This window comes from Janibacter sp. A1S7, from assembly GCF_037198315.1.
In the GTDB taxonomy this organism is placed as follows: Bacteria; Actinomycetota; Actinomycetes; order Actinomycetales; family Dermatophilaceae; genus Janibacter; species Janibacter alittae.
This window is the reverse complement of sequence record NZ_CP144913.1, coordinates 1,527,990-1,550,938: the sequence shown is the minus strand read 5'-3', so window position 1 is coordinate 1,550,938 and position 22,949 is coordinate 1,527,990. Positions and strand designations below refer to the sequence as shown.

General features: G+C 68.1%; 20 protein-coding genes and 1 pseudogene. 2 read left to right on the top strand and 19 right to left on the bottom strand.

The features are described 5' to 3' along the window. Positions 1 to 131 precede the first annotated feature (131 nt). The 4 genes from lnt to V1351_RS07415 all read right to left on the bottom strand — a co-directional run bounded on the left by lnt (position 132) and on the right by V1351_RS07415 (position 4,493). The gene (gene lnt, locus V1351_RS07435; RefSeq protein ID WP_338752205.1) at positions 132 to 1,676 is read right to left on the bottom strand and encodes an apolipoprotein N-acyltransferase; all 1,545 of its coding nucleotides are present in this window, start codon (positions 1,674 to 1,676) and stop codon (positions 132 to 134) included. Continuing rightward, positions 1,673 to 1,915 (bottom strand): hypothetical protein, encoded by a 243-nt coding sequence (locus V1351_RS07430; RefSeq protein WP_338752203.1) that lies wholly within the window; start codon positions 1,913 to 1,915, stop codon positions 1,673 to 1,675. The genes lnt and V1351_RS07430 overlap by 4 nt, the downstream gene beginning before the upstream one ends. Positions 1,916 to 3,055: 1,140 nt before the next feature. Continuing rightward, complete coding sequence (locus V1351_RS07420; protein WP_338752201.1) at positions 3,056 to 3,442, bottom strand: hypothetical protein; 387 nt, start codon at positions 3,440 to 3,442, stop codon at positions 3,056 to 3,058. Positions 3,443 to 3,506: 64 nt separating this feature from the next. Continuing rightward, positions 3,507 to 4,493 (bottom strand): heme o synthase, encoded by a 987-nt coding sequence (locus tag V1351_RS07415; RefSeq protein WP_338752199.1) that lies wholly within the window; start codon positions 4,491 to 4,493, stop codon positions 3,507 to 3,509. Between the two features lie 238 nt (positions 4,494 to 4,731). On the opposite strand from V1351_RS07415, the pseudogene V1351_RS07410 reads away from it, so the two are divergent. Further along, a pseudogene (locus tag V1351_RS07410) lies at positions 4,732 to 4,889 on the top strand (thiamine phosphate synthase); the annotation flags it as partial. 529 nt (positions 4,890 to 5,418) lie between these two features. Then, positions 5,419 to 5,820 (top strand): hypothetical protein, encoded by a 402-nt coding sequence (locus V1351_RS07405; protein ID WP_338752197.1) that lies wholly within the window; start codon positions 5,419 to 5,421, stop codon positions 5,818 to 5,820. Here the strand turns inward: V1351_RS07405 and V1351_RS16295 are convergent. From V1351_RS16295 to V1351_RS07335, 15 genes are all read right to left on the bottom strand, one after another. Beyond that, on the bottom strand, positions 5,743 to 6,147 hold the full coding sequence (locus V1351_RS16295) for an ANTAR domain-containing protein (protein WP_422389023.1): 405 nt from the start codon (positions 6,145 to 6,147) through the stop codon (positions 5,743 to 5,745). The two genes, V1351_RS07405 and V1351_RS16295, sit on opposite strands and share 78 nt — an antisense overlap. A gap of 418 nt (positions 6,148 to 6,565) precedes the next feature. Beyond that, entirely contained in the window at positions 6,566 to 7,219 is a 654-nt protein-coding gene (locus V1351_RS07400) for a hypothetical protein (RefSeq protein ID WP_338752195.1), read from the bottom strand. Between the two features lie 9 nt (positions 7,220 to 7,228). Next, entirely contained in the window at positions 7,229 to 8,698 is a 1,470-nt protein-coding gene (locus tag V1351_RS07395) for a type IV secretory system conjugative DNA transfer family protein (RefSeq protein ID WP_338752193.1), read from the bottom strand. After that, a complete protein-coding gene (locus V1351_RS07390) occupies positions 8,695 to 9,189 on the bottom strand; it encodes a hypothetical protein (RefSeq protein WP_338752191.1) in 495 nt (164 codons plus the stop codon). Before V1351_RS07390 ends, V1351_RS07395 begins: the two co-directional genes overlap by 4 nt. 53 nt (positions 9,190 to 9,242) lie before the next feature. Continuing rightward, positions 9,243 to 10,805 carry a peptidoglycan DD-metalloendopeptidase family protein gene (locus V1351_RS07385; RefSeq protein WP_338752189.1) on the bottom strand — a complete coding sequence of 521 codons (1,563 nt, stop codon included), beginning with the start codon at positions 10,803 to 10,805 and terminating at the stop codon, positions 9,243 to 9,245. A 1-nt stretch (position 10,806) separates the two neighbouring features. Further along, on the bottom strand, positions 10,807 to 12,126 hold the full coding sequence (locus tag V1351_RS07380) for an ATP-binding protein (RefSeq protein WP_338752187.1): 1,320 nt from the start codon (positions 12,124 to 12,126) through the stop codon (positions 10,807 to 10,809). Between the two features lie 194 nt (positions 12,127 to 12,320). Beyond that, complete coding sequence (locus V1351_RS07375) at positions 12,321 to 13,826, bottom strand: SCO6880 family protein (RefSeq protein ID WP_338752185.1); 1,506 nt, start codon at positions 13,824 to 13,826, stop codon at positions 12,321 to 12,323. A gap of 18 nt (positions 13,827 to 13,844) precedes the next feature. After that, complete coding sequence (locus V1351_RS07370) at positions 13,845 to 15,407, bottom strand: hypothetical protein (protein ID WP_338752183.1); 1,563 nt, start codon at positions 15,405 to 15,407, stop codon at positions 13,845 to 13,847. After that, on the bottom strand, positions 15,380 to 16,120 hold the full coding sequence (locus tag V1351_RS07365; RefSeq protein WP_338752182.1) for a hypothetical protein: 741 nt from the start codon (positions 16,118 to 16,120) through the stop codon (positions 15,380 to 15,382). Before V1351_RS07365 ends, V1351_RS07370 begins: the two co-directional genes overlap by 28 nt. A 77-nt stretch (positions 16,121 to 16,197) precedes the next feature. Next, complete coding sequence (locus tag V1351_RS07360; RefSeq protein WP_338752180.1) at positions 16,198 to 16,497, bottom strand: hypothetical protein; 300 nt, start codon at positions 16,495 to 16,497, stop codon at positions 16,198 to 16,200. Beyond that, positions 16,494 to 17,318, bottom strand: coding sequence for a hypothetical protein (locus tag V1351_RS07355; protein WP_338752178.1), 825 nt, complete (start codon positions 17,316 to 17,318; stop codon positions 16,494 to 16,496). Before V1351_RS07355 ends, V1351_RS07360 begins: the two co-directional genes overlap by 4 nt. Then, complete coding sequence (locus V1351_RS07350) at positions 17,315 to 17,563, bottom strand: hypothetical protein (protein WP_338752176.1); 249 nt, start codon at positions 17,561 to 17,563, stop codon at positions 17,315 to 17,317. The genes V1351_RS07355 and V1351_RS07350 overlap by 4 nt, the downstream gene beginning before the upstream one ends. Beyond that, the gene (locus V1351_RS07345) at positions 17,563 to 18,393 is read right to left on the bottom strand and encodes a hypothetical protein (protein WP_338752174.1); all 831 of its coding nucleotides are present in this window, start codon (positions 18,391 to 18,393) and stop codon (positions 17,563 to 17,565) included. Before V1351_RS07345 ends, V1351_RS07350 begins: the two co-directional genes overlap by 1 nt. A gap of 918 nt (positions 18,394 to 19,311) precedes the next feature. Beyond that, positions 19,312 to 22,527 carry a LysM peptidoglycan-binding domain-containing protein gene (locus V1351_RS07340; RefSeq protein ID WP_338752172.1) on the bottom strand — a complete coding sequence of 1,072 codons (3,216 nt, stop codon included), beginning with the start codon at positions 22,525 to 22,527 and terminating at the stop codon, positions 19,312 to 19,314. After that, positions 22,524 to 22,946: a TadE/TadG family type IV pilus assembly protein gene (locus V1351_RS07335; protein ID WP_338752170.1), complete on the bottom strand. Its 423-nt coding sequence runs from the start codon at positions 22,944 to 22,946 to the stop codon at positions 22,524 to 22,526. The genes V1351_RS07340 and V1351_RS07335 overlap by 4 nt, the downstream gene beginning before the upstream one ends. Between the last annotated feature and the right edge of the window lie 3 nt (positions 22,947 to 22,949).

The window sequence follows — 22,949 nt, the reverse complement described above, 5'->3', positions numbered from 1 at the left end:
AGGCAGAACCCGAACGGGCCCTCGCTCACTTGCCCGGCGTCGGCCGGGCGTAACGGCGCCAGAGCGGCCACGCGCTGCAGTGCTCATCCGGCGGCGCTGCTCCCTTCGCCCTGGACGGGACTGGCGGCCGGTCAGACGACCCGCCGGCGGATGGCGCGGACGCACACTGGCGCCACAAGGGTGAGCAGCGCGAGCACCAGCACCGGGATGTCGCCCACGCGCGCATAGGGAGTCAACCCGGTTCGCAATGGGACGCTGGCCATCAGCAGCTCGCGGGTCCCCAGACCACTGAGCTCGGTCACCGCACCGTCGGGTTGGATGATGGCCGAGTACCCCGTGGGTGCGGCCTGCAGGACGGTGCGGCCGAACTCGCGGGCGCGCAGCCGGGAGGCGGCGACCTCGATCGCGGGGACGACCTCGCCGGTGAAGGACGAGGCGCTGGTCGGGGCGAGGACCAGCTGCCCGCCGGCACGCACCGCCGCGGCGACCCGGTCGGAGAAGAACGTCTCATACGAGATGATGATGCCCAACGGTGGTATCCCACGCGGCTGGAGCACGGCGGGGCCCTGACCGGCGATGGCATCGCGTGGCACGAGTCGGGTCAGGTCGCTGAGTGACTCGACCACGTCCCGCATCGGGAGGTACTCCCCGAAGGGCACGCGGTGGTGCTTCTCGTAGCGACCCAGCAGGTTCCCCTCCGGGCCCCACAGGACGGACGCGTTGCGGAAGCGGTCCTGACCTTCCGCCTCGGTGGTCCCCACGACGAGGTTCGTACCCAGCCGTCGGGCCAGATCGGCGAAGCGTGCGCCCACCGGTGTCCGGCCGATTGGGCCATCGACATGGGCGATGCTCTCCGGCATCAGCACCAGGTCCGGCGATCCGGTGATGGCCTGGGCGGCCTGCAGGTGCTCGGCGGTGGCATCCACCGACTGGATCACGTGCACCCCGCGGGCACCGCCTCCTTGGACGATCACCGCGTCGAGCGTGCCCGACGACGCGGTCCCCGGGGTGTCCGGCAGCGCCGGTGGCATAGTGATCGCCAGCACGGCACTGACCGCGGCCACCGCGCGGGTGCGGTTCGACCCGAGGACGAGAGCCGTCACTGCGGCACCGGTCAGGGCCGCGAGTCCGGTCACCAGGAGGGGACCACCGACAGGGGCCGCGCCCAGAAACGGGCCGTCAACTTGGCTGAAGCCCAGAGACGGCAGCGGGAAGCCGCCGAGGGGGAAGCGGTTTTGCACCGCATCCAGCAGCACGAGCGCGGCGGGGGTGGTCAGCCACCAGCCCCGCCGCCCGTGGCGCCGCGTGGACGGGCTGGGCGGTGCTGGGATGCCGAGCGACACCGCCGCGACGAGCACCAGCATTGCTGTCTCGAGTGCGACGGCAGCCAGGTACCCGGGGACGGTGAAGTCGGTGAGCCAGCGCAGGGCGATGCCGTAGTGGATGACTCCACCGAGCGCGCCGAGCCACAGGCGCTCACGCAGCGGACGACCGGCCAGGGCGAGCATGAATGCAGCGACCCCCAGTGGCAAAAGCACCCACCACCCGCGCGGCGGCAGCGCCAACCACCAGAAAATCGCAGCCGTCACCATCAAGGCGGTGGCCGGCGCCAACCCGCGCGAGGTCGCGCTCCTCCTTTGCCACACGGTATCGGCGGAGCCGAAACTGACGGTCATCCGCTCAGTAGAGCTGCACGAGCAACGCGTGCGTGGGGTGCGGCGTCGACCGAGTCCATCGTGTCGACCCCGGCCCCACCGCGAGTGAACAGGAAGTAGCGCCCGGTCTTGCTGGCGCCGGTCCACGCGGTGACGGCAGCGGCCACGCCGTACTCGATGTCGTCGGGATGAGCGACGACGCACAGCACGGAGTCGAAGGGGTCCTCGTCGAGAGCGGCCAGGTCGGACAGGATGGTCACGACCCCGACGCTAGCCGTCACGGCCGGACAAGCGGACGAAGGGGGCTGCCGCCTGTCAGTTCGGGCACTGCCCGCGATCCGTGCGCTTATCCTCGGCATGGGCCTGCTCCTGATCAGGCGGGTCGTGACCGGGGTGCGCCTGGTGTGATCGCCCGCCCAACCAAGCAGACCGTCTGGGGTTCGCGGGATCGTCTCGAATCAGGGAGTCAAGCGTGCGGCGGCGACCTCGAGGTCGCCGCTGGTGATGATCTCGGCGGCGGTGGTCAGGGCCCGGGATCTGGTCGCGATGTCTGCCGGTGGCTGCAGGCCCCATCGGAGAGCTCGCGCCAAAGGGCGGGTCGCGGCCTGGACGTCGCCGGCCCAGGCCGGGAGCAGTTCGCGGCGTCCGGTGGCGGCCGCGATGTGCAGCAGGAGGGTCGTTAGGCTCTTGACGTCGGCGGCGAAGTCTCCCCGGTCGACGTGTCGCCGAACACCAGGGGTGGTGCGAGGGTGGCCAGGCGTCGTGAATCGGCTGCTACCTGCCGGTCGATGCAGCCGGGGTCGGCCGGGGTCGTGGGCAAGGTGGTGGGGTTTTGTGGGCAGTAACGGCCGCGGCGGGCGAGGGCGTTGCCGCAGCGGGTCGCCAGGCCTGCCGCGAGGGCCTGGCCCGAGCACGAGAGAACCAGATCGACTACCGTCAGACGCACAAGGAAACCCAACCGTAAACACGCACCACGATTGGCTGGGTATTTCCAACCGCGAATGCCTCATTAAGTCAGACACACCTCATTCTCTTGCACAGGGTGAGAAACGAGACGAGCACGATGACGATGACCACGGCTAATGTGGCCCCCGATGATGGGGTCATGGGACCTCGAGCGGATCGACCGAAACGGCGCACGTTCACCGCCGGATACAACGCCGGGATCTTGGCGGAGTACGACGGGGCAGATCGTGGTCAACGTGGGGCGATCCAGCGCCGGGAGGGCCTGCACTCCTCGCACCTGATCGAGTGGCGCAAGGCCGCGGCTGCTGGTGCGGCGGCTGGCCTGGAGCGGCGAGCACGGAAGCGACGGCTGCTCCCACTTCAACACTCTTCAACTCAGGGTGAACCATGCGGTGGCGAGTGGCTGGCCCACTTTCTGGCTGGAAGCTAGCTGACTACTGCGCCGCGGTTTCTGCGTTTGCTGTGCCCTTCCATCGGCGGGCGGTAATGAAGGACCGGATTCCGAGGATGACGTAGACGATGAGCAGCACGAAGGTGATGATGCTGGTGATCACGGCTGCGGGACGCTCGGCCTCGCCGGCGAGCAGTGCGCCGATCTGCAATACGTTCATGCCGGTGCCGAGGATGCCCAGGATCGCGACCACGAGGGCGATGTGGATGCCTGTCTTCTGGTTCTTCAATCCGATGAGACCGCAGGCCAGGATGACTGCGCCGAGAATGGCGGGGATCAACGCAGTCCAGCTCGCGAATCCGGTTGCGATGTAGGCGATGACGCCGACGGCGACGAGGACGATGCCAAGTCCGATGGTGATGCGGGGCATGATGCTCCTTAGATGGGTTCAATGCGCTCTGAGCTGCAGACGCCGACTCAGAGTGTGGTCGAAGTCACCCGACGAACGGGTTGAAGAATGGGTCGACAGCGACAGCGAGAAACACGACCGTCAGATACGCGATCGAGCTGTGGAACACTTTCATGGCCTGCAGCTGGCTGCCGTGGTAACCCTGCCTGGCTCGGCTGGTCAGCGCGTAGCACTGGTACATGAACCACGCACCGGCAACCAACGTAGTGATGATGTAGATCGGTCCCATCGGGGCGACCGGGATGAGCGCAAGGCTGGCCGCGACCATGAGCCACGCGTACCCCAGGATCTGCCGGCCCACGGTGGTCGGCGGGACCTTCGAGGGCAGCATCGGCACGCCGGCGGCGTCGTAGTCGGCCTTGTACTTGATGGCCAGCGGCCAGTAGTGCGGTGGGGTCCAGAAGAACACGACGAGGAAGAGCAGCAGCGGCTCCCAGTTCAGGCTGCCGGTGACCGCCGACCAGCCGATAAGGACGGGCATGCAGCCGGCCGCACCTCCCCACACGATGTTCTGGGTGGTGCGCCGCTTGAGCACGAGGGTGTAGAACACCACGTAGAGCAAGATCGCCGCGGCTGCCAGACCAGCCGCGACCCAGTTGGTGAAGCCACCCATCCAGAAGATCGAGCCGATCCCGAGCGTGAACGCGAAGATGAGCGCCTCGCGCGGGGTGACCTCCCCCGTGACCAACGGCCGATTCTTCGTCCGCTGCATCTTCGCGTCCAGATCGCGGTCGAAGAAACAGTTGAACACCGAGGCCGAAGCCGCTGCTGCGGATCCGCCGATAAGAGTGGCCAGCACCAGCCAAAGATGCGGCATTCCTTCAGCGGCCAAGATCATCACGGGTGCAGTGGTGACGAGGAGGAGCTCGACGACCCGCGGCTTCGTCAACGCGACAAATGCCATGACCTTGCTGCGAGGCCGGCCGGCCCGGCGGGCCGCGAGCTTGGCTTCGTCGATGGTCCGCCTGAGCGGTTTCTCCGCTTGGTGCGCGGCGTTGTGCTGTTCAGGCACGTCAATGACTTCGCTTCCTTCGCGCCCGACCCAAGTCTGAACACGTATTCCGAACCCCGTCCGGCGTCAGGCGTCTTCACGAATGATTCCCAAGTATCCTACAGGCTGTAGTAGTGATGTCCACTCCTGCGCTTTGCCAGCGGACCGAAGCGCCCCGCGCGAGGACGGGAGCAGGTGCGGTATAGAGGGAACCGTCAAACCGAACCACATCTGATGACAGTTCTGACTAGCTAGCCGGGTGGCCGCTGAGCACGGGAAGCTCTTCGCCGCCAACGACCGGGCCGATGTCGCAGCGCTCGTGGGCGCCGATGTTTTCCACATCGGTCAGCATGACCTCTCCCCCGCTCAGGCGCGGTCTCGCCTCGGCGCCGGGTACTGATCGGCCGTTCCACCCACGACCGGCAGCTCCTCGGGCGCAAGTGGGATGTCGTGGTCGTCAAATCGATCGATGGTTCGCGGCATTTCGCCGAGTACGTCGAGGTCGAAGCCTGGGTCCAGTGCTTGCGTCTGCTCGATCAAACGCTTCTTGCCAAAACGTTGTGCGAGCTTGTACACATCGGCGAAGTCGCGTGCTTAGGCGCCGCCGAAGAGTGCCAACAGCTTTCTGCCCGCGAGTTCGGCCGCCGTGCCCTTGCGCAGGAATCATCCGATCCTGGAAGTCTCGAACCCAGACATGGGTCAAGCAACGCTACTGGATCCGTGCGAGGGTGTGCCGTACACGTCGCGACAAAGGGGGAAGGCAGTGCAGATCGACCTCACGTCGACCCTGCGACGGGCCAGGCAGATGAGTGCGCCGCCGATGGGGAGTCATGGCTGACGCTGGCCGTGGCCACCATCGGGTCTGCCCTGAACTTCCGGGCCTGGGCATTGATCAGCCCACTCGGGCCCCGTCTTCCGCGACTCCGGCCGGGTCGGCGAGCTCACCGTGTTCGACGTGTCGTTGATGGTCGCGGTGCCGGTGGTCGTCGGATCGCTCGGCGTCGTCCTCGAGTCCCTGACCGATCGTTACGGCGGTCGCCTGGTGTTCCCGGTGATCTCGGCCCTGACGATCCTGCCCGTGCTGTTCATCGGCTTCTTCGCGCTGATCCCCTCCACGCTGCTGCTGCTCGCCGGGTTCTTCCTCGGGCGTCGGCGGCACCGTCTTCGCCGTCTGCGTCCCGTTCGTCCCTGCATGGTTCCCACCCGCCCAGCGCGGTCTGTCTATCGGCATTTTGGGCGCGACCGGCCGGTGGCACCAGCGCACCGACCGCTACTCAGAGCTGCGCGCTGTCGACGTCCCGCAGACCAAACTGGTCACAAGATCGAGATGTCCTACATCGGCGAATGAGGGGTTCGCCCCGGTCGTGGCGACGTGCTCGGCCACCCACGAGAGGCGGTGCCCCGGGCGGGGCGCGGCGGTGGTCAGGCTCTCTAACGCGGCAGTCTCCGTCAGGTGGTGACGCTCCATCAGGATGCCGGTCGCCCGACCGGTAACGGTGCGTGTGGCCACGGCCCGCGTGAGGTCCGTAAATACCTGCTCGGGGTCTCCTGCAACTCCTCCGAGGTCCTGGGCGGGCCCACGGACGTAACGCGCGGGGCCGAGGTCAGCAATAGCACGGAGCGTCTCGACGGCGCGATACTCTCGGCGATGTCGGCGGGGGACGCCACGAGGCACCGTCGCGAAGGTGGCCGCGGATGTTCTCGTGTAGGCGCTGTGTTGCAAGCGGCTGCTCGTGGTCGGAGCGCCCTGCCGTCTGTGTGCCTGCTTCCCGGGGCCACGCCCGCACGGTCTCGTCCCGCGCGGTCTGCGCGTCCGCGAGGTGGTCGGCTGCGCGCCGGACGTCGAGGTGGGGCTCTGAACCGCTCAGCGTCGAGGCGCCGAGCACGAGCGTCGAGGCTGCGTGGAGGTACTGCAGATCCACTGGGAGGCGTACATGATCCGCGCGTCGACCTATCGCGTTCCAGTGCCGCTCGGGTGGTGGAGCACCACCGGCTGAGTGCCTCGGGCAGCGGGCCGGCGACAGGGAGCAGACCCGGAACTTGGCCTTGAGATGCGCCGGGCGGGCGCGACACATACTTTTCAGGCATCGAATCTAGTCGAACACCTCACCGGTGTGGGGATCGACGTTGGGCGGCACAGGCTCGTCGACCACTCGTAGTCGTGCCGTGGCGCTGGGCGAAGGGGGTCGCTGCGTGGTCCGCTCGTCGGAGAGGTAGGCCGTGTTGCGGCTGCTCTTGGCACGAGCCGATGTGTGCCGATGGAAGCGGCTGCGGGCGGGCCATTCCTGGTGGCCGGTGTCGCAGCCGGTCTTGATGCGTGATCGCATCCGTTCGGTGAACGCTGGCAGGGCGTAGCGGTGCCACTCCTCGAGGGCAGCACTGGTGAATGCCAGTCCCGCGCTTCGGCGCAGGTCGGCGATGACGGCGACCTCGTGCACGATGTGGGGGTGCTTGGGCCAGCACTCGGGGATGATCGTCGCGACGTCCCACGTGTACTCGATGTTGAGCCAGGTGACGACGTCCTCGAGCCACCTCCACACCTCGCGTCGAAGTTGCGGTTGGGTGATGGACGCGGGTTCCCATGGGCGCGGCAGTGCTTCTATGTCCCCCAGTGCCTTGACCTGCTCTGCCGTGCCGTTCATCGCCAGGTCCAGTTCCCGGTATGCCTGGACCAAGCCGGGGCCAGGTCGCGGAAATGACCTGGTCAGGGGGACGGCCCGCGCATCGGTGGTCTCGGGGCTGTTCACCTCAGCCTCCTACAGCTGCCCGTACGAGGCGTTCTTGGCCTGCTGGTGAGTGGCCTCGCGACTGAGCCCACACCGGCGCGCTTCCACCAGTGCGGCGGTGGCCCGCGCTTCCTGGGTCACCGTCATCTGCCGATCCTCGGCCAGTTGCCCGCGCAGCGCCTTCTGCTGCGACAGAAGGTGCTTGCCGGACCGGCCATCGATGCATCGATGTAGGCCGGCGATGATCGGGCGACTGTTCTCGGCAACGAGCAGGGCCGTGCGCTCTTCCAGTCTGCGGATCTCGGAGGCGGTGATGATCGGGATGTCTTCGCCGGAGTGACTGCGTCCTCCCTTCCCGGTCTGCCAAGTCGAGCGCCCGACGCGGACAGTCCCGAGCAGATCGGAGATCTCTTGGTTGAAGGTTCCGTCCTTGCCTCCTCCGAAGATCAGCAGGTTGTTGGTCAGCTGGATCAGGGACTCGGCTTCCTGCTTGCCGTAGATGGTGGTCAGCTGGGCTGGGGTCTGCGCCGCCCAGATGAAGGACATTCCCAGGGCTCGTTCGTTGGCCATTCGGGTGCGCAGGGTCGGCAGTGGCGCGGTCGAGGGAAGCTCGTCGAGGACCGAGACCATCGGGGGGCACAGCCGTCCCCAAGGGGATCGGTGTGCTGCCTCGAGACCGGTGTCGAGCATGTACTCCGCGAACGCGGTCATCAGTGGCGACGCCGAGGCGTAGGGGTCTTCGCGTCCGAGCAGATAGACCGTTCCGCGTCGCTGGATCAGCTCAGCGATGTTGGTCGCGGGCCGGTTGGGCCCGGGGACGCACCGACGACGGATCGGCTCCTGGAAGAGGATCTCCATGGCCTGCTGCACGGTGGTCACGGTGTTTCCCGCTGTGCGTTCGTCCCCGTGCAGGGCGGCGTAGACCAGGCCGTGCCAGAACGGCGCAGCGTGGGGGTGGTCCTGCAGGATCGACGTTGCCTCCGTCGCGGCGAGGGGGTTGGCGACCCAGCGCAGCACGTCATCGAGTGTGCCCCCGGTCAGGGCGGCCGCGTGGAAGAAACCCTTGAGGACCTTCGCCGCCTCTGCCGCGTAGAACCGTGCGGCTCCGTCGTTGCCGCCGCTGTCGGAGCCTTGGATCGTGCCAGCAGCGAAGGCCTTCGCGCGTCGCTCTGCAACCATCGAGTCGACGCACCCGGCGATGGGGTCCCACACGAGCTCGGGCAGGCCGTCGGTCAGGCCGAACGGGTCGAGGACCGCGCAGGGTCGGTCGTCCGTGGAACGGGCCGTCCAGCTCAGGAGCAGGTCTTCGGGTTTTGTGAGCGTGGTCATGGCGGCTCCGGGGGCCCCGAGGAGGGCCGGAACGAGCACGTCGAGTGTCTTTCCGCTGCCCTGCGGGCCGATGACTCCGGCGGCGCGGTCCCACGGTATCCACAGGTCCGTCCCGTGGGGGTGCTTGCTGCTGCCGAAGCGCCAGCCCACCTGCTCGGGTTCGATCTTCATCGCTGGTCTCCCTTGAGCTGTGTCGCCAATTTGTGAATGACGTTGGGCTTTTTGGCGTAGAGGTCGGGTCGGATGACGTGGGCCTGCTTGTGCAGACGGGCGCGGCCGACGACCTGCTCGACCTCGTCGTTCGTGGCGACGCCGCGCACAGTGCCAGGGCCCCAGTGGACCCATGACACGCGGGCGGCCCAGATCAGTCCGGCGATGATGCACGCCTCCGAGACGATGATCCAGGTCCGAAGCGCGGTGGTGCCGGCGACTTTGTCGGGCCGTGGTGAGAGTCCCGCCCCGGCGTCGCCCTTGAGCACGCTGACCCAGCTGGTGAGCATCTCTTGCCCGGAGAGGACGGTCAGTCCGGCACCGGCCCAGAAATTGGCCACCGCCCGCCCGAGGTGTACTCCCAAGAACAGCAGGAGAACCACGGCCAGGAACATGGCCAAGGGGATCTCCCAAGTGTACGGGTAAGGGTTTGATCGTCGTGACTGCTGCATCGTGGGCTCCTTTCGACCACCAATGCCCCTCGGGGGCCTGTGGCGGTCACTAGCTAGGTGGAGCGGCTGGGGTTGTCGCTGACGTTGCCGACTCGCCAGATCTCGAAGATCTGCTTGTCTTCTTTGCCTTCGTAGGAGAAATGACCCACGCCGGTGTTCGTCGACTGGGCCTCGATGGTGCTCTTCGTGGCGGGGTCCCAGACCATGGCCACGTGTCCGATCACGTTGGGCCCGAGGTAGGAGTCCCAGAAGACCAAGTCGCCGGGCTTCTCCTCGCCGGGCTTGATGCGGATCCCGTTGCCCGCGGCGAGCCAGTCGCGTTGGGCTGCGGCCGTGCGGGGCATGCTCACGTCGATCTGGCTGAAGGCGCGCTGGGTCAGGGATGAGCAGTCCCAGGCGTCGGGCCCCTCGCCTCCCATCACGTAGTCGTCCCCGTCCTGCTCGGCTGCCCAGGTCAGGACCTTCTTCGCTCGCGCGTCGGTCAGTGGGGGAAGGTTCCGGCTGCTGGTGCCGCTGGTCTCGGTGCAGTCCGTGGTGGTGCCCAGGACGATGCCTCCGCCGTAGGCCTCGGCGTAGTAGAGCACGTCGTTGCCGTACCAGGTGGCCCTGTTGTACGCGAACAGCGCTTCCTTGACGCCCTCTCCGCCGCCGCGGGTGGCTCCTTCGTGCACGAGGTAGCGTGCCGCCGAGTAGATGGAATCAGCGGTGTTGTGGATGTCTGCTGTGCCGTCGCCGTTACCGTCGGTCCCCATCGATTGCCAGGTGCTGGGCATGAACTGCATGTGGCCTTGGGCGCCCGCCGACGAGACAGCTGTGTTCCGGCCGTGGGCGGTCTCGGCCATGCCGACCCCTGCGAGCAGGGTCCAGGCCAGGCCGTACTTCTTGCCTGCCTCGATGTAGAGCTTCTTGATGTTCGCTGGGATCGGCAGTGCCTCGTTGTGCAGTGAGTCCTTCCGTGGTGCGCCTGGTATGGGCAGCGTGAATCCGACACCGCCTTCCTCGACGTTCGCGGGGACCTGCTCGGGAGTCTGGGAGGCGGCCGCGACGGCCTTACCGTTCAGTGGGGCCCCATGCTTGGTCATCCACGGCATGGGGTCTACGGCCCGGCCATCGATCTGGATCTCGAAGTGCAGGTGCTCTCCTGTGCTGGTGCCCGTTGTCCCTTCCACGCCCAGTTTCGTGCCCGCCTCGACGCTTTGCCCCCGGGTCACGTCGATGCTGGCCAGGTGGGCGTACCTGCTGACCACGCCCTCGCTGTGCTGGACGTCGACGACGTTGCCGTAGCCGCCCATCTGGCCGGCGAACGCGACCTTGCCCGTCCCGATCGACACCACCGGCCCGGGTCCGGGTAGAGAGACCATGTCCTGCCCGGTGTGCATCCGCCACTCGTTGTGGATCGGGTGGAACTCTCTGCCGAACCCCCGGTCGCTGACCGTGTACTTCTGCTGGAACGGCGCCCGCCACGCACCTGTGGCAGGCGCCACCCCGCCACATTCGAGGGTCTGGAGCTGCTGGCCGACCGCTGGCGCGCTCATCGCGGTGATGATCAGCGCGGTCCCGAGCGGCATCCCGAGAAATACCAGCAGTGGCACCAGGACGATCGCGGCCTTCTTCATCTCAGCCGGCTGCCTTGATCGCGTCGTTGGTGTAGGTCAGCTCCTTCTCGATCGGGTGGAGCACTGTGCCCACCTTGTACATCTGCTCGCCGACGCCCCACAGGGCGCGGCCCTGGCCCTGCATGGCCCATCCGGTGATCAGGTCGCGGGCCATCGGGCCCAGGCCGAGGAGTTGCTCGAGTTCGTTGGCTACGGCTCGGTCCTGCCCGTGGAGGATTTTCACGTCGGCCAGGTGCAGCAGGTCTTTGGCGATGGCCACGGCCTGAGATCCGCTATCTCCGGCGGAGAGGAGGTCTGAGGGCTTGTGCGCGATTGCGAACTGAATGTCGCCGGCGCTGCGCGAGAGCCTCAGGTCGGAGTCGAAGCTCTTGACCGCCTCTGGTCCCAGGCGCAGCTGCTTCCACGCCTCGTCGCGCACGACGATCCGCAGGTCGCCCTCGTCTGCGGTCTCGCGCATTCCCCGACCCCACGAGTTCAGGCAGGTCAAGGCGATGCCCACGGCCTCCTCTCCCAGTGGGTCCAGCCGGGAGAGGCTCAGCGACTGCATCGGCGCTTTCCAATCGATGTCGATGGTGGTGTGGTCATCGAAGAGACCGGAGAGGGTTCCGTTCACGAGTTGCCCCAGGGCGTCACGCAGCAGCCGGGTCTCGTCCAGGAAGGCCCGCTCGTTGGCGTACCTGCACTCGGCGATGAGTTGACTGGTCGGGTTGTCCAGCAGGTGCCACAGCTCGGGGATCGTCGTCTCCCGCATTCTCGAGTTCCCCTGGGCGTACCCGGTCAGGTGCTGCAGTGCGCACTTGACGACGACCTCCTCCGTCGGGCCGAAGGGCACCCGGTGATCGCCGATGCGTTGCGAGCCCACGAGGCCGCGGACCAGGGTCAGCCACCGGGAGAAGACGATCGCCGCCCGTGAACGCGCCTGCTCGACGCTGAGGCTGTCCCATCCGGCCAGCAGAGGCCCGAAGGCCAGCGGGTTGATCCGGGCCGGCAGTCCCTTGCCGATGCGCACGGGTTCGACGCCCAGGAAGCGCGCCATCGCCTCGTACTCGTCCTTGACGTCTCCCAGCACGAGCACCCGGTACCCGAAATCCATCATCCGCAGGCAAAAGGCCTTCGTCGTGGCGGACTTGCCGCGCCCGGGCTTGCCGAAGGAGAAGATGTTGGGGTTGGTGACCGGCACCCCGTCGTTGAGGACCCACCCGATCGGGTCAGCGAAGAACGCGCCACCGGAGAGGTGGTCGACGCCCATGTGCGCGCCGGTGGGCGGCAGAGCAGGGGTGGAGATGAAGGGCCAGTACACAGGGGCCTGGTCGCTGGTCATGCGCCACAAGGACACGGGCGCGGGGGCTGGCGTCCACCCGCGGCCTGCCTTGCGCATTCCTCGAGGGGGCGCGTGCCGGAACACCCGCGGATCCCTGACCTTCCCCGGTGGGGCCGGCACGGCCGGAAGGTCGTGCCCGAAGTCGGACAACAGGCGAGAGACGTCGCGCCCGCGCGATTTCGTACCAGCCATGATCAATCCGCCCTCCGGGCGAGACTGACGCCCAGCGGCACCGTGGAGGCCGCGAACGCGACGTCATGCGCGATGTCGAGACGAAGGGGGGCGAACCCGGCACGCCGGATCGAGGCATCCAACCGGGGTCCGTACTCCGCGATCGCGGCAGTCTTGGGAGCGGTGACCGTGCAGACCGCGTAGGGCCGCGTCAGCGAGTTGCCTCGCGCCAGTTTCGTGTCCAGGCGTCGAACCTTGTCCGCCTCGTCGCGTTCCTTGGTCTTCTGCTTGACCTTCATCTGGGTGCGGATCCCATCCCCCACGTCCGCAGCCCACTCGCTGTTGGCGCTCTGCCGTTCTGCCTTGGTCTGGCTCAAAATCGGGTACGCGACAAGGAAGCTTCGTCGCTCCCCGGGTTCTCCCGGGGTCAGGACGGGGGCCAGTGCCCCCATCGCTGCCCCCTTGACGGGCAGTTTGATCGTCGAGGAGGTCGAGTTCCAGGCGTCGTGGCTGTAGTGGCGCGCAAGCGCGTCCGCTCCGGAGGGACCGGCCATCGCCCACGGCACCTGCGCGTTCGTGTCCTTCCCGTCCTCCTGCTCAGCCAGGGCATCGATGATCGCGGAGCGGTCTCCCGGCGCGAACCCGGTACGGCACGCCAACGCGAGATCCGGGCTGGTTTGCCATGTCACGCTGGTCATGCCCAAGCCTCCGCGCAGCTGGGACTCGACTTCGCCTGCCAACCCGTACATCACGCGTGCACGTCCATCGACTCCGCCCCCGGACTCCTTGGCCTGCCGGCCAAGTCGCGTCTCGGGGACGACGATGGTGACGAAGCACTCCGTGCGCACATTCGACGGGCTGAGCGTTTCGTGGATGTCGTCGTTGATCTGCCGCACCGCCAGCGGGCCGTCGCTGCGGCGGTGCCGGGTGATCCACTGCTTGCGCTCGGCTCCGTCGTCGGGGACTGACCGCACGAGGATGAGGACCTCGTCGATGAGTTCGGTCCGGGCCGCCAGGTCCAGCAGCTCACTCAACCCACTGCCGTTGCGCAGCCGGTCCTCCTGCTCCATCAACCCGATACCGGGGTGGACCACGGCCGCGGTCACTGCCCACGTCCTGGCTCGGTGATCCTGAATGATCGCGATCCGGGTGAAGGTCGCCCCGCTCGGAGGACCGTCATGGATCTGGATGCCTTGGAGCACCCCCGGCAGGTCCGGCTCATCCAGCGCTTCGACTGCGCCCCGGGTTGCCTTCGCTCGCCACCGGGTCCACCGCAGCAGGCCGCCGAGGGAGAACAGCAGCGTCGCGACGATCCACCCCGTTGCTGACCGGCCCCGGACCGGGACGGTAGTGATGGCCGCGATGAACAGCCACAGCACCACGAATACCAGCGCCGACAGCCACGCCCCACGACTCGCGTTCCACGCGATGGGCAGCAAGGACAGCGCCAGCACGGCGATTTGAAAACCTGACAACCCGAACACCAGGCCAATGCGGGCCTTTGTGTAATCGGCGTAGATTCCGCTCATTTCTCTTCCTTCGATCTGCTAGACGGGCGGCGGTACTGCGCCGGCCCCGACTGCCCCGGCGCCAGACCCTCCGGCACCTGCTGCCCCGGCGCCAGACCCTCCGGCGCCAGACCCTCCGGCGCCGGGCTCGGACGGCATCCCTTCTGTTGGCGACCCCTGACCACCGCCGCCTTGGTTTCCACCGGGCATCGGCGGGGACGGGGGCGTGGGGGGTTGCGGCATCGAGGGTGCGCCGCTCCCACCGTTCTGGTCCCCACCGGGTGTCGGCGGCGTCGGCGCATCCGGGGTTGTTCCGGTCCCGTCGTCGTTCGGGGACTCGCCGGGGGGCTCTTCGTCCGGCCCCTTGCCCTGTCCCCCGCCGCTCTTCCTGATTCCGCCGAAGTCGGGGGCGTACTGGTTGTGCCCTATGCCGGCTTGGTTGGTCACGTCGGACCCGATCGATGCTCCCTTGGCCGCGATGGAGCTCATCGCGTCCAGTCCGCCGGCCGCGGCCTTCCCCAGGCCCCCGAGCTTGCTCATTCCTTGGCTGGCTCGCGCCGTCGCATCCGATTCACCGGCGGATTCGCCCTGCGACTTGCCGTTCTCGTCCGTGCTCGATGCTGCCGAGGACGTGCTGTCACCACTCTTGCCCTTCAGGAGCCCACTGATGCCGCCGGAGGCCGCCACGCCGGCCCGCAGCGACGCACCGGAGTTGGTGCCCGGGTCGACGAACGCGAGCAGCTTGAACAGCGCCAGTGGGCTGAAGGCACCCACGCAGATGAGCATGACTCCCGGCACCGCAGTGCCCACGGCCTTGTCGATGTCCTCAGTCATGCCCGTGGCCACCCCGGAGGTCATTTCGACCCCGATGCCGAGGACCAGCGCCATGAGGACGGGGGTGAACGCGGCTGCGTGGAACCACCGGAAGCTCTTCCAGAACCACGTCCGCCCGAAGTCGCTGGCCAAACCGGCGGCCGCGATGGGTGTCGTCGCGGCCAGCACCATCAGTGCTGCGGAGCGTGCGAGCATCACGATCAGGTGGCCGAGGGCCGCGATCACCACGAGTATGCCCATGAAACCCAGGACGGTCGCGACCGTGCCTTCGGTGATGTCGTCCGTGGAGAACTGTGTTCCCAGGGGGGAGAACTGCTTCCACTCATCGATGTGTAGCAAGCTCTTCAGGATCGCTGTGGTCAAGCCTCCGCAGGCCGCAACCACCGCGACGCCGTACGTGATCCACGAGACCCAGATGATCAAGAACTGGCCGGTGCCGATAAGGACTCGACCCACGGACTCCCCGTCCCGGCGGAACGCCGCGATTCCCAGCTGGGCCAGGGTGAGGATGACCATGAGCGTCACCGCGATCCAGAACGTGGTCTCGTAGAGGTCTCGTCCAGGCCCGTTCTCCCTCAGATCCGGCGTGGTGAAGGCATCGACGATGTTGAGGACCAGCCGGAGCAGCCACAGGCCCGCGTTCCAGATCCCCAACATCGCGGCAGTCCACGCGTCGGCGACGATCTTGCCGGCAGCCGACCCCAAATGGGTCCAGGGATTGGTCCAATCAGGCAGCACGGTCAGTCCGCCTCTGCCCAGGTACGCCACCCGGCCTGCTGCGCAAGCTGACTCCCGGGCCAGGTGGAGGGGGCCTTGGCTGGGCTCGCTCCGGGCGCGATCATCCAGCGGCCCACGGACCACTGCATCCGCTCGCAGTAGCCGTAGGCCATCCGCGCTTCCTGGGTGATCTCGGCTCGCACGTCCAGGAGCACGCAGGCCACGACCCACTCCGTACCGTCAGTGCCCTTGATCTGGGCTGCCGCAGGCTCCGTGGTCACCGTGACCGAGGTGTCCTTCGTCTGGCTCTGGCCCGCGCTAGCGAGGAAGGCCTGGACGTTCTGCGTCAGCGGCCAGTTCTTCGCGCCGACCCCCTTGGGCAGGGCCCAGTGCTTGTAGACCTCGTTGGTGTATGAGATAGACATCCCCTGCATGACCTTTATCTCGATCGCGGCGAGTTGGCCTGCCGCACCTTCCGGTGTCTTCGGGTACCCGCTAGGTATCCCTGCCGGACCGGTCGTGGTCGCCGGTGGGACCTCGATCGCCTCCCCGGGGGTCGCGGCCGGCGTTCCGCTCAGGGCAGCGTCGGTGGGCACCTCGAGCATGGGCGTAGCCGCGATCTGGTCACGCCGCTCACCCTCGGTGGCGCCTGGGCCGACCTTCACGGGCGCGGCCGATGCCCCGTCGTCCTGCGCTGAGCCATCGGCCGTGATGGCGTAGTAGATAGCCAGACCGAGGCCAGTGACCATCAGCACGAGTGCCATGACAACACCCACAAGCGTCACCAGCAGCCGCCTGCGGTCCCACGGCTGCCCGCTTGCAGATGCTGCCCGGGACGCCATCAGATGCAGCCCGATCCGGTCATGCTCTCGACGATCTCGGGAAGGACGAGGTAAAGGATGATCGCGATGAACACCACCACGAGGCTGATGATGCCGCCCTTGCTGGCGTGCGACATCCCGAAGATTCGGCCGCCAACCACGGCGCCGACACCGATGATGATGCCAACCACGAAGAGAATGCCAACCCCCCAGAGCACGTACCCCATCAGCTGGTCGGCATGGGCCTGCGCACCCGGTGGGGCGACAGGGCAGACCTCCATTGGCACCGCGTAGATCTCGGTCAGGAGTGCGTTCTTCATTCGTGCCTTCCCTTCATAGTGGTCCCGGCCTCGGTCAGCCGGAGCAGGTGGCCTGCTGCGTTCAGCAGCGCTGGCGGCAGTGGTGTCGGCTCGACGCCGTGGGCCGCCAGGGTCTTGTCACTGGGGACCTCAACGAGGTTCCGCGCGTCGTCGAGGTCGCTGGTCAGCCGCCCCATGGACGCGGCGACTCCGGGCGCCCACCTCTTGCGACGGGGGCCGATGACGGCGGCGACGATGTGGGTGCTCTCCAGCAGGGCGAGCACTCCCTCGAGGCGGCGCAGGCCGGGAACGGTCGCGGCGGTCACGGCCACCACGGTCGGGGCGTGGAGCAGCTGGTCACCCAGCCAGGACGGCAGGCTCAGGACCTGCCCGAGTTCCCATCCCACGTCCAAGACGGTCAGCCCCTTCTGTCCAGGCGACATCAGCGGCAGGGGTACCTCTGCGGGTCCGAGCAGAACGCCGGCCGGGCGCTGCAGCGTGACTCGCTCGCGGCGTCCGACATTCCAACCGCCCTGCCGACCCAGCTCTTCGTGCGCTGCGGCGGCCAGTCCGGAGGCCGTGGCGGAGCAGCACTCGAGGACCCTAGAGGCTCCGGCCTGCTGCGCGATCGCTACGGCGGTCGTCGTCGCGCCGGCTCCTCCGATGCACCCGATCACCGGCAGGACAGCCTCGGCGGGGTCCCAGGCCGCGTCGGGCGCGCTCGTGGTCTTGCTCTCCTGCTGACCTCGCGTGGTACTGAACTGGCCAGACTGGACTGCCTGCCAAGCCCGCTTGAGCTCCTCGACTCGCACCACGGGCCGGGCCACCGTCTGGGCGTTCATCGCGACTGGCCACCCAGCTGGGCGCGGCGGGCTGCCAGCACGCCGCGCAGCGTCTCGGAGTCCAGATGCGCCAATTGGCTCTGCGCGGCCCACACGTCGCGCAGTCGCGTCAGGCAGCAGTCCAACTCCTGGAAGGCGGCGCGCTCTGCACCGGCCAGGTCCGTCAGTCGTTCGATCTCCGCCACGTCAGTCACCGTCCTCATCGGGTCGGCACCTAAAGCCTCGATGCTGTAATCGGCGGTCATCACGCGGGCACCTTCTCCACGCCGCAGGCCACCGAGGTGCGTAGCCTCTGCACCAGGCGGCTCGCCCGGCGGCGCACGGTGATGGGCGAGACGCCGTGCATCTGGGCGACCTCGCTGCAGACCTCGTTGCCCAACAGGCCTGCATATCCACGCCCCGCCCGAGAGACCCCACACCGATCAGCGCTCTCCGCAACGTCCATCAGCAGGCCCCAATCACCGGCGGTAATGACCCCGTCCCGGCACGCCGACTCAAGGAGGTCAGCCAGTTCCCGCTCAGGTGGGATCTCCACCGGGGCGGCCACCATGTGGCTCCACGGACCCTCGATCGGGTCGACGGGGGCGCAACGCGCCCACGACCCCTCGGCCGCGTCACCGACGCCCAGGTCGCGCATCGCCGTCTTGCGGGTGTTCATCAGAATGTTCGCGGCCACGCGGTGTCCCCGTTGCCAGGGGAAAGTGCGCGCCTCGACCCACAGCTGAGCGGCGAGGACCTCGTCGATAGTGGGAGTCAACGTCGCCATGCGTCGCGCGAGCAGGCTCGCTCCCGGCAGCAGCAGCCACGCCAGAACGCCCGTGGCAGCCACGTCATCGCCGCCTTCCGGTGAGCTCAGCTCAGCCAACGCCAACAGCGTCGCGTCCGCCTCCTCGCGATCAGCGCCGCGCACATGGTCCGGGAGATCCGCGAGGTCCTCCACCGCCCCCAACACGGGGTGCTCGGCCTGCCACGTGGCCAAGCGTGTGCGCGCCAACGCCAGCACGTCACTGTTGGGGTCGTCCAGACCCAGGTGCTTGGCTACCGACATCTCGAGTTCCTTTCGCCGTGTGGACACGGCTGGAACCTCTCGAGATGTCGTCCCCGGATTCGTACCCCCTCGCCCTGCATGCGCGGGGGTACGACAGTGCGTGACGGGGGGTACATGCGCTCTGACCTGCGGAAACGTTCGTACCCCAAGTCATCGCGACAATTTTCCGAGGAGGGCTTGCGCACTCCCCTCGAGCGGTCGCGCCACGCCCCGCCCCCGTCGGGGATGAGGGCCTCATCGACGACGGCGACCGCGACGACTAGAACCCGGTCCGAGCCTCAGGGAAGGCTGACGAAGGGAAGAGTGTCACGGGCTGGATGGTCGACATTGAGTACGGCGGAGAGCACGAAGGACACGTGGCGATGCTGGAACCGGACGGCCGTGGGGTCCGACCCGACCAATGCCATCGGGATCATCTTCCTTTCGCCCCTGCCGGCGATGAAATCGTGCCGCGGCTCAAGGCCCCGGAGTGGCGGGTCCAGTGCGAGTGCGGATGGCGCGGCACGACCTGGAGCCGCGAGGAAGACCGAGCCGGCATGGGACGAGGTGGACCCGGAAGACAAGCTGCTCCCAGAAGGCCGCCCGGTGGAGGAGGCCGGCCGCGAGGAACGGCACCGACACGCACAGCCCTTCGTCGCCACGGGGGCCATCAAGGACGCCGCGACAGCGGTGCGTGAGAATCAGAACGCCCTCGATGAGACAGTCCTCGAGGCTCGCCGCAGCGACCCCCAGTCATATGGGAGCAGATCGGGGCGCGCCGCTGGCATCACCCGACAGAGTGCGCACGGCCGCTGGGGAAGCAAAGTCGGTCGCGCAGTTACGGGCCCCGCGTGACGGGCGCACGCACGCTGGCCGGACAGTGCCGCAGTAGTGAGATCCCGATGCGCTCGGCAAGCTCTGCGGTCGCCTTGAAGAGCTTCACGATGGGTTCCTTTCACTTGCGAGTCAGCTCGCGCTTCGAGCCCGCTCGGCCCAGTCCTTGCCCGAAACGACCTGCTGGGTCCTCGCGGGTAGTTCGGGTGGCGCCCCTTGGTCGTCGGAGCGGTTGAACACCTCGTCGGCCAGGATGCGGTCCGCCTGACTCCCGTGCCCCTCGGCGTCGGCCACAGCGGCGAGATCCAATCGGGGGATCTCCTCCTCGGGGGCCGCCAACGCCGCGGTCTCGGCCGCCAGCCTGGCTCGCTTGAGGTCGCCGGCCTGCAAGGCGAACGTCGTGACTAGGTGGGCCACGTCCACGATCGCGCAGATCATGTGTTGGTCGAGGCGGTCTCCTTCCGAGAGCCAGTACCACCCGCCCGGGCGCAGAGCGTCGAAGGGGCGACCGTTGACCAGCCGCAGCGCGGCATCGAGGTCCTCGATGCCTGCAGGGCCCTGGGCTTCACCCCGCGCGCGCAGCCGACGGAACAAGTCCGCGTCGACCAGGACGTCGAGCACTTCGTACACGCCTTGTCCCCGGGCTTGCGCCGCTGGTGCCTTGCGCGCATCGGGCAGGTGTGGCGCGCCTGTGTTGGGGTTGGTGCCGAGCCAGTCGCGCACGATCCGCACGTAGTCGCGGGTCTTGGCGGGGGTGATCCCGAAGGCCTCGGCCAGTTCGTTGGGTGTCGCGCCCGTGGCGCGTGTGGCCAGGTAGGCCAGCATCTCCGTGTAGTACGCCTTGCGTTTGGTCACCGCGCTTCCGCGGGTGCGCGCCGTGACCGGACCCAGCAGGGAGAGACGCGGCAGGGGGCAGTCCGGGGACCACCAGGCGTCAAGGTCCTCGTCAAGGCTGGGGTCTGCCTCGCGCACGGCTTGGCTGATGTGGGCCGGGACCTGCGGTGCCACTGCCTTCAGGTCGGCGGGCGTCGTGGCTCCGACCGCGAGGTACTCCTCGTCGGAGCTCTCGAGCACCGAGGTCGTCTCCTCGTCACCTGCGGTCTCGTCGGTACGTTGGCGAACGTGCTCCTCCCGCAGGGCCCCTGCCTCGTCGGTGAACGCCCGCCAGCCCTCGGTCGCGTCTTCTCGAACGGGGACCGGGACGTCCTCGAGCTGCTCGCCCTGGGACAGGATCGCGGCGCATCCTCGGGCCTCGTCGCTGGTGAGGCCGACGACGGCCAGTTCCAGACTCACGGTGGGGATGGTGATCCGACCTGTGGAGCTCACGTGCAGCTGCAGCCCGTCGGCGGCTTCGTCGTCCTGCCCGCGCACGACGACGCTGGCGCCCGTGTGCCCGGCGTGTGTGGCCAGTAGGTCGAGCAGTTGGTTCAGGGCTTCCGGGCGGTCTGCGGCCGCGTCGACCAGCAGCAGCCGGGCGTGCCACGTGTCCGCTCCTGCTTGGTGGGCGCGGGCGGTGGCGACGTCGGCGCCCAGCTCGCCTGATCGATCGACCGTCGTGACCGCGTCGGCGAGCACCTCCGCCGCTGGGTCTCCTGCGCCGGTGTGGATGATGATCCGGTCGGCGTCCATCTCTGCTACCTCTTCGGCCACGCCGACCAGGTCGACGCGCACCCCGTGAGACCACGGGTTCACCGCCAGCTCGGCGGCCAGGTATCGGGCGACGTCGCGCCCGCGGGTGGTGTCGCCAGTGATGCTCAGTGCCAGCTCTTCGAGGTTCAGCAGCCACGTCTCGCCGGTGTCCGTGGCGCCGAGCGTGACCAGCAGCGGGTACGGCGCCGGCCGGTCCGATGTCGCTTCTCCTGCTTCCTCGAGCGCGTTCTCTCCGCTGGGGAGGTACCAGTGCAGGCCGTCCTCGCTGCCCTCCCACGGCGCAGCCAGTGAGGCCGGTGAGGACAGGTGCAGCCCGATCCGGGCCCGTGTCAGTTCCACGGCTGCGAGGTCAGGCATGGCGTTTCCCTGTTGAGCGTGCCTGGTGGCCAGGCGTCGCAGGGCACTGTCCATCCGCTCCAGTGTCGGTGCGGTCACCGTCCCCATGGCGTTCACGGTCTTCTCGACGGGCCCCAGGGCGGGCGTGGGGGTGGCGATCGTGCGACCCGCGCGACGGTGGCGGTGCTGGGTGCGGCGGCGGCGGTACAGCGCCATCAGGATCCCCCCCGCCAGGACTGCACCGCCACCGGTCAGTCCAGCCAGCATCCACCCGCCGACGGAGTCCTCAGCGCCGGCCTCGGGTGCTCCGTGAGGCGCTTCTTGACGTGTCGTGCTGGTTTGGTTCTTCTCGGCGGAGGCTGTGGGCGCTGCGGCGTGTGCGCGGGAGTCACCCGTGGCCTGCTCGGGGTCGCTCTGCCCGCTCGTGGGCGTGGGTGCCGGCTTCTGCGTTCTGTCGTCCGCGCGCTGTCGCTGCGGCTCGTCGGTCGTGGCCTCGCTGGCCTGCGGGATGGTCAGGGTCATCCCCGGCTCGATGACGTCCGGGTCGCTGATCTGGTCGTTCGCCTCCGCGATCACTTGGTACTGGCTCGCGTCCCCCAGCTCGCTGTCCGCGATGTCCCAGAGAGTGTCTCCCGACTCCACCGTGACGGTGTGCGCGTTCTCGGCTGCGGACGCGACCGGGATCTTCAGGACGGTGCCGGGGTCGAGGAATCCCGGGTCCTCTCCGAGGGTGTCGCGGTTAAGGTCGCGGATCTCTTTGTATCGGATGCCCTCCCCCAGGTGGTCCTGCGCGATCGACCAGAGCGATTCGCCCTGGCGGACCGTGTGGGACGTCGTGTCTGCCGTGTCCACCGGCGGTGTTTGTGCCCTCTGGTGCTCGTCCGGAGATGCCGTCCGCGTAGGCGCGGAGGCGTCCGTAGTAACGGCGGGTGCCGCCACGCTCGCGGGCGCAGCGCTCGCGGCCTGTGCCGTAGGGAGGGCTGCCTGCACCATCCCGACGCCGCTGGTGGCGGTGAAGAGCAGCAGGGAGGTTCCCACGAGGGCGCGCACGGCCGACTGCGGTGTGCGAAGGGCAGGTACAGACGGTCGGCGGCCTGCTGGTCTCCCGGCCCTGGTGATGATCTCGACCGCGATCAGGACGGCCATGACCATCCAGCACGCCCACCCCAGGGCCTTGATGACGCGCAGTGCGAGGGTCCCGTCATCGGCTCGAGTCAGGGACTGCCACACCTGACCCCACGAGGGGAGGGCCTGCGGGAGCACGGACGGTCCGATGTTCCACAGTGCCACCGGCAGCCCGATCAGGATGCCCAGCAGCACCAGGCATGCGGCCAGCCCGAGGAGACGCTGCTGCAGCCTCACCGCTCGGCCCCGTCCACGACGCGCACGATCCGGGCCTCGGCCTCGCCGTGGACGGCGAAGCCCTCGATGCCGATGATCCCGAGGAACTTCGTCTCGTACGTGTCGCTGGTCGTGATGTGCATGGTCTCACTGTCCACCACGGTGGCCCTCCCGCTCATGTCGCTGCCGTTCAGGTATCGCTGGGCGGCCTGACGCGCGGCCTGTGGGTCGGCCACGACCTCTTCGCCTCGCACCGCTTCGGGCACCTGGATGGCCTGACCGGCGGTCCGTGCCGCGTGGCGCGCGACGTCCTGGGCGTTCTGCTGCGCGTAGACCTTGCCGCCGAGGTCGACGGCGATCCCCACCAGCATGATCATCACGAACGCCGAGGTGACGACGAAGATGCTGGCCGAGCCGCTCTCTTGGGTGAGCCTGTCCATGCT

Bases quoted from the DNA above. Each gene is read 5' to 3' on its own strand.
- lnt (WP_338752205.1), bottom strand. From the start codon at position 1,676: ATGACCGTCAGTTTCGGCTCCGCCGATACCGTGTGGCAAAGGAGGAGC.
- V1351_RS07420 (WP_338752201.1), bottom strand. From the start codon at position 3,442: ATGCCCCGCATCACCATCGGACTTGGCATCGTCCTCGTCGCCGTCGGC.
- V1351_RS07395 (WP_338752193.1), bottom strand. From the start codon at position 8,698: ATGAAGATCGAACCCGAGCAGGTGGGCTGGCGCTTCGGCAGCAGCAAG.
- V1351_RS07390 (WP_338752191.1), bottom strand. From the start codon at position 9,189: ATGCAGCAGTCACGACGATCAAACCCTTACCCGTACACTTGGGAGATC.
- V1351_RS07385 (WP_338752189.1), bottom strand. From the start codon at position 10,805: ATGAAGAAGGCCGCGATCGTCCTGGTGCCACTGCTGGTATTTCTCGGG.
- V1351_RS07380 (WP_338752187.1), bottom strand. From the start codon at position 12,126: ATGACCAGCGACCAGGCCCCTGTGTACTGGCCCTTCATCTCCACCCCT.
- V1351_RS07375 (WP_338752185.1), bottom strand. From the start codon at position 13,826: ATGAGCGGAATCTACGCCGATTACACAAAGGCCCGCATTGGCCTGGTG.
- V1351_RS07365 (WP_338752182.1), bottom strand. From the start codon at position 16,120: ATGGCACTCGTGCTGATGGTCACTGGCCTCGGTCTGGCTATCTACTAC.
- V1351_RS07360 (WP_338752180.1), bottom strand. From the start codon at position 16,497: ATGAAGAACGCACTCCTGACCGAGATCTACGCGGTGCCAATGGAGGTC.
- V1351_RS07355 (WP_338752178.1), bottom strand. From the start codon at position 17,318: ATGAACGCCCAGACGGTGGCCCGGCCCGTGGTGCGAGTCGAGGAGCTC.
- V1351_RS07350 (WP_338752176.1), bottom strand. From the start codon at position 17,563: ATGACCGCCGATTACAGCATCGAGGCTTTAGGTGCCGACCCGATGAGG.
- V1351_RS07335 (WP_338752170.1), bottom strand. From the start codon at position 22,946: ATGGACAGGCTCACCCAAGAGAGCGGCTCGGCCAGCATCTTCGTCGTC.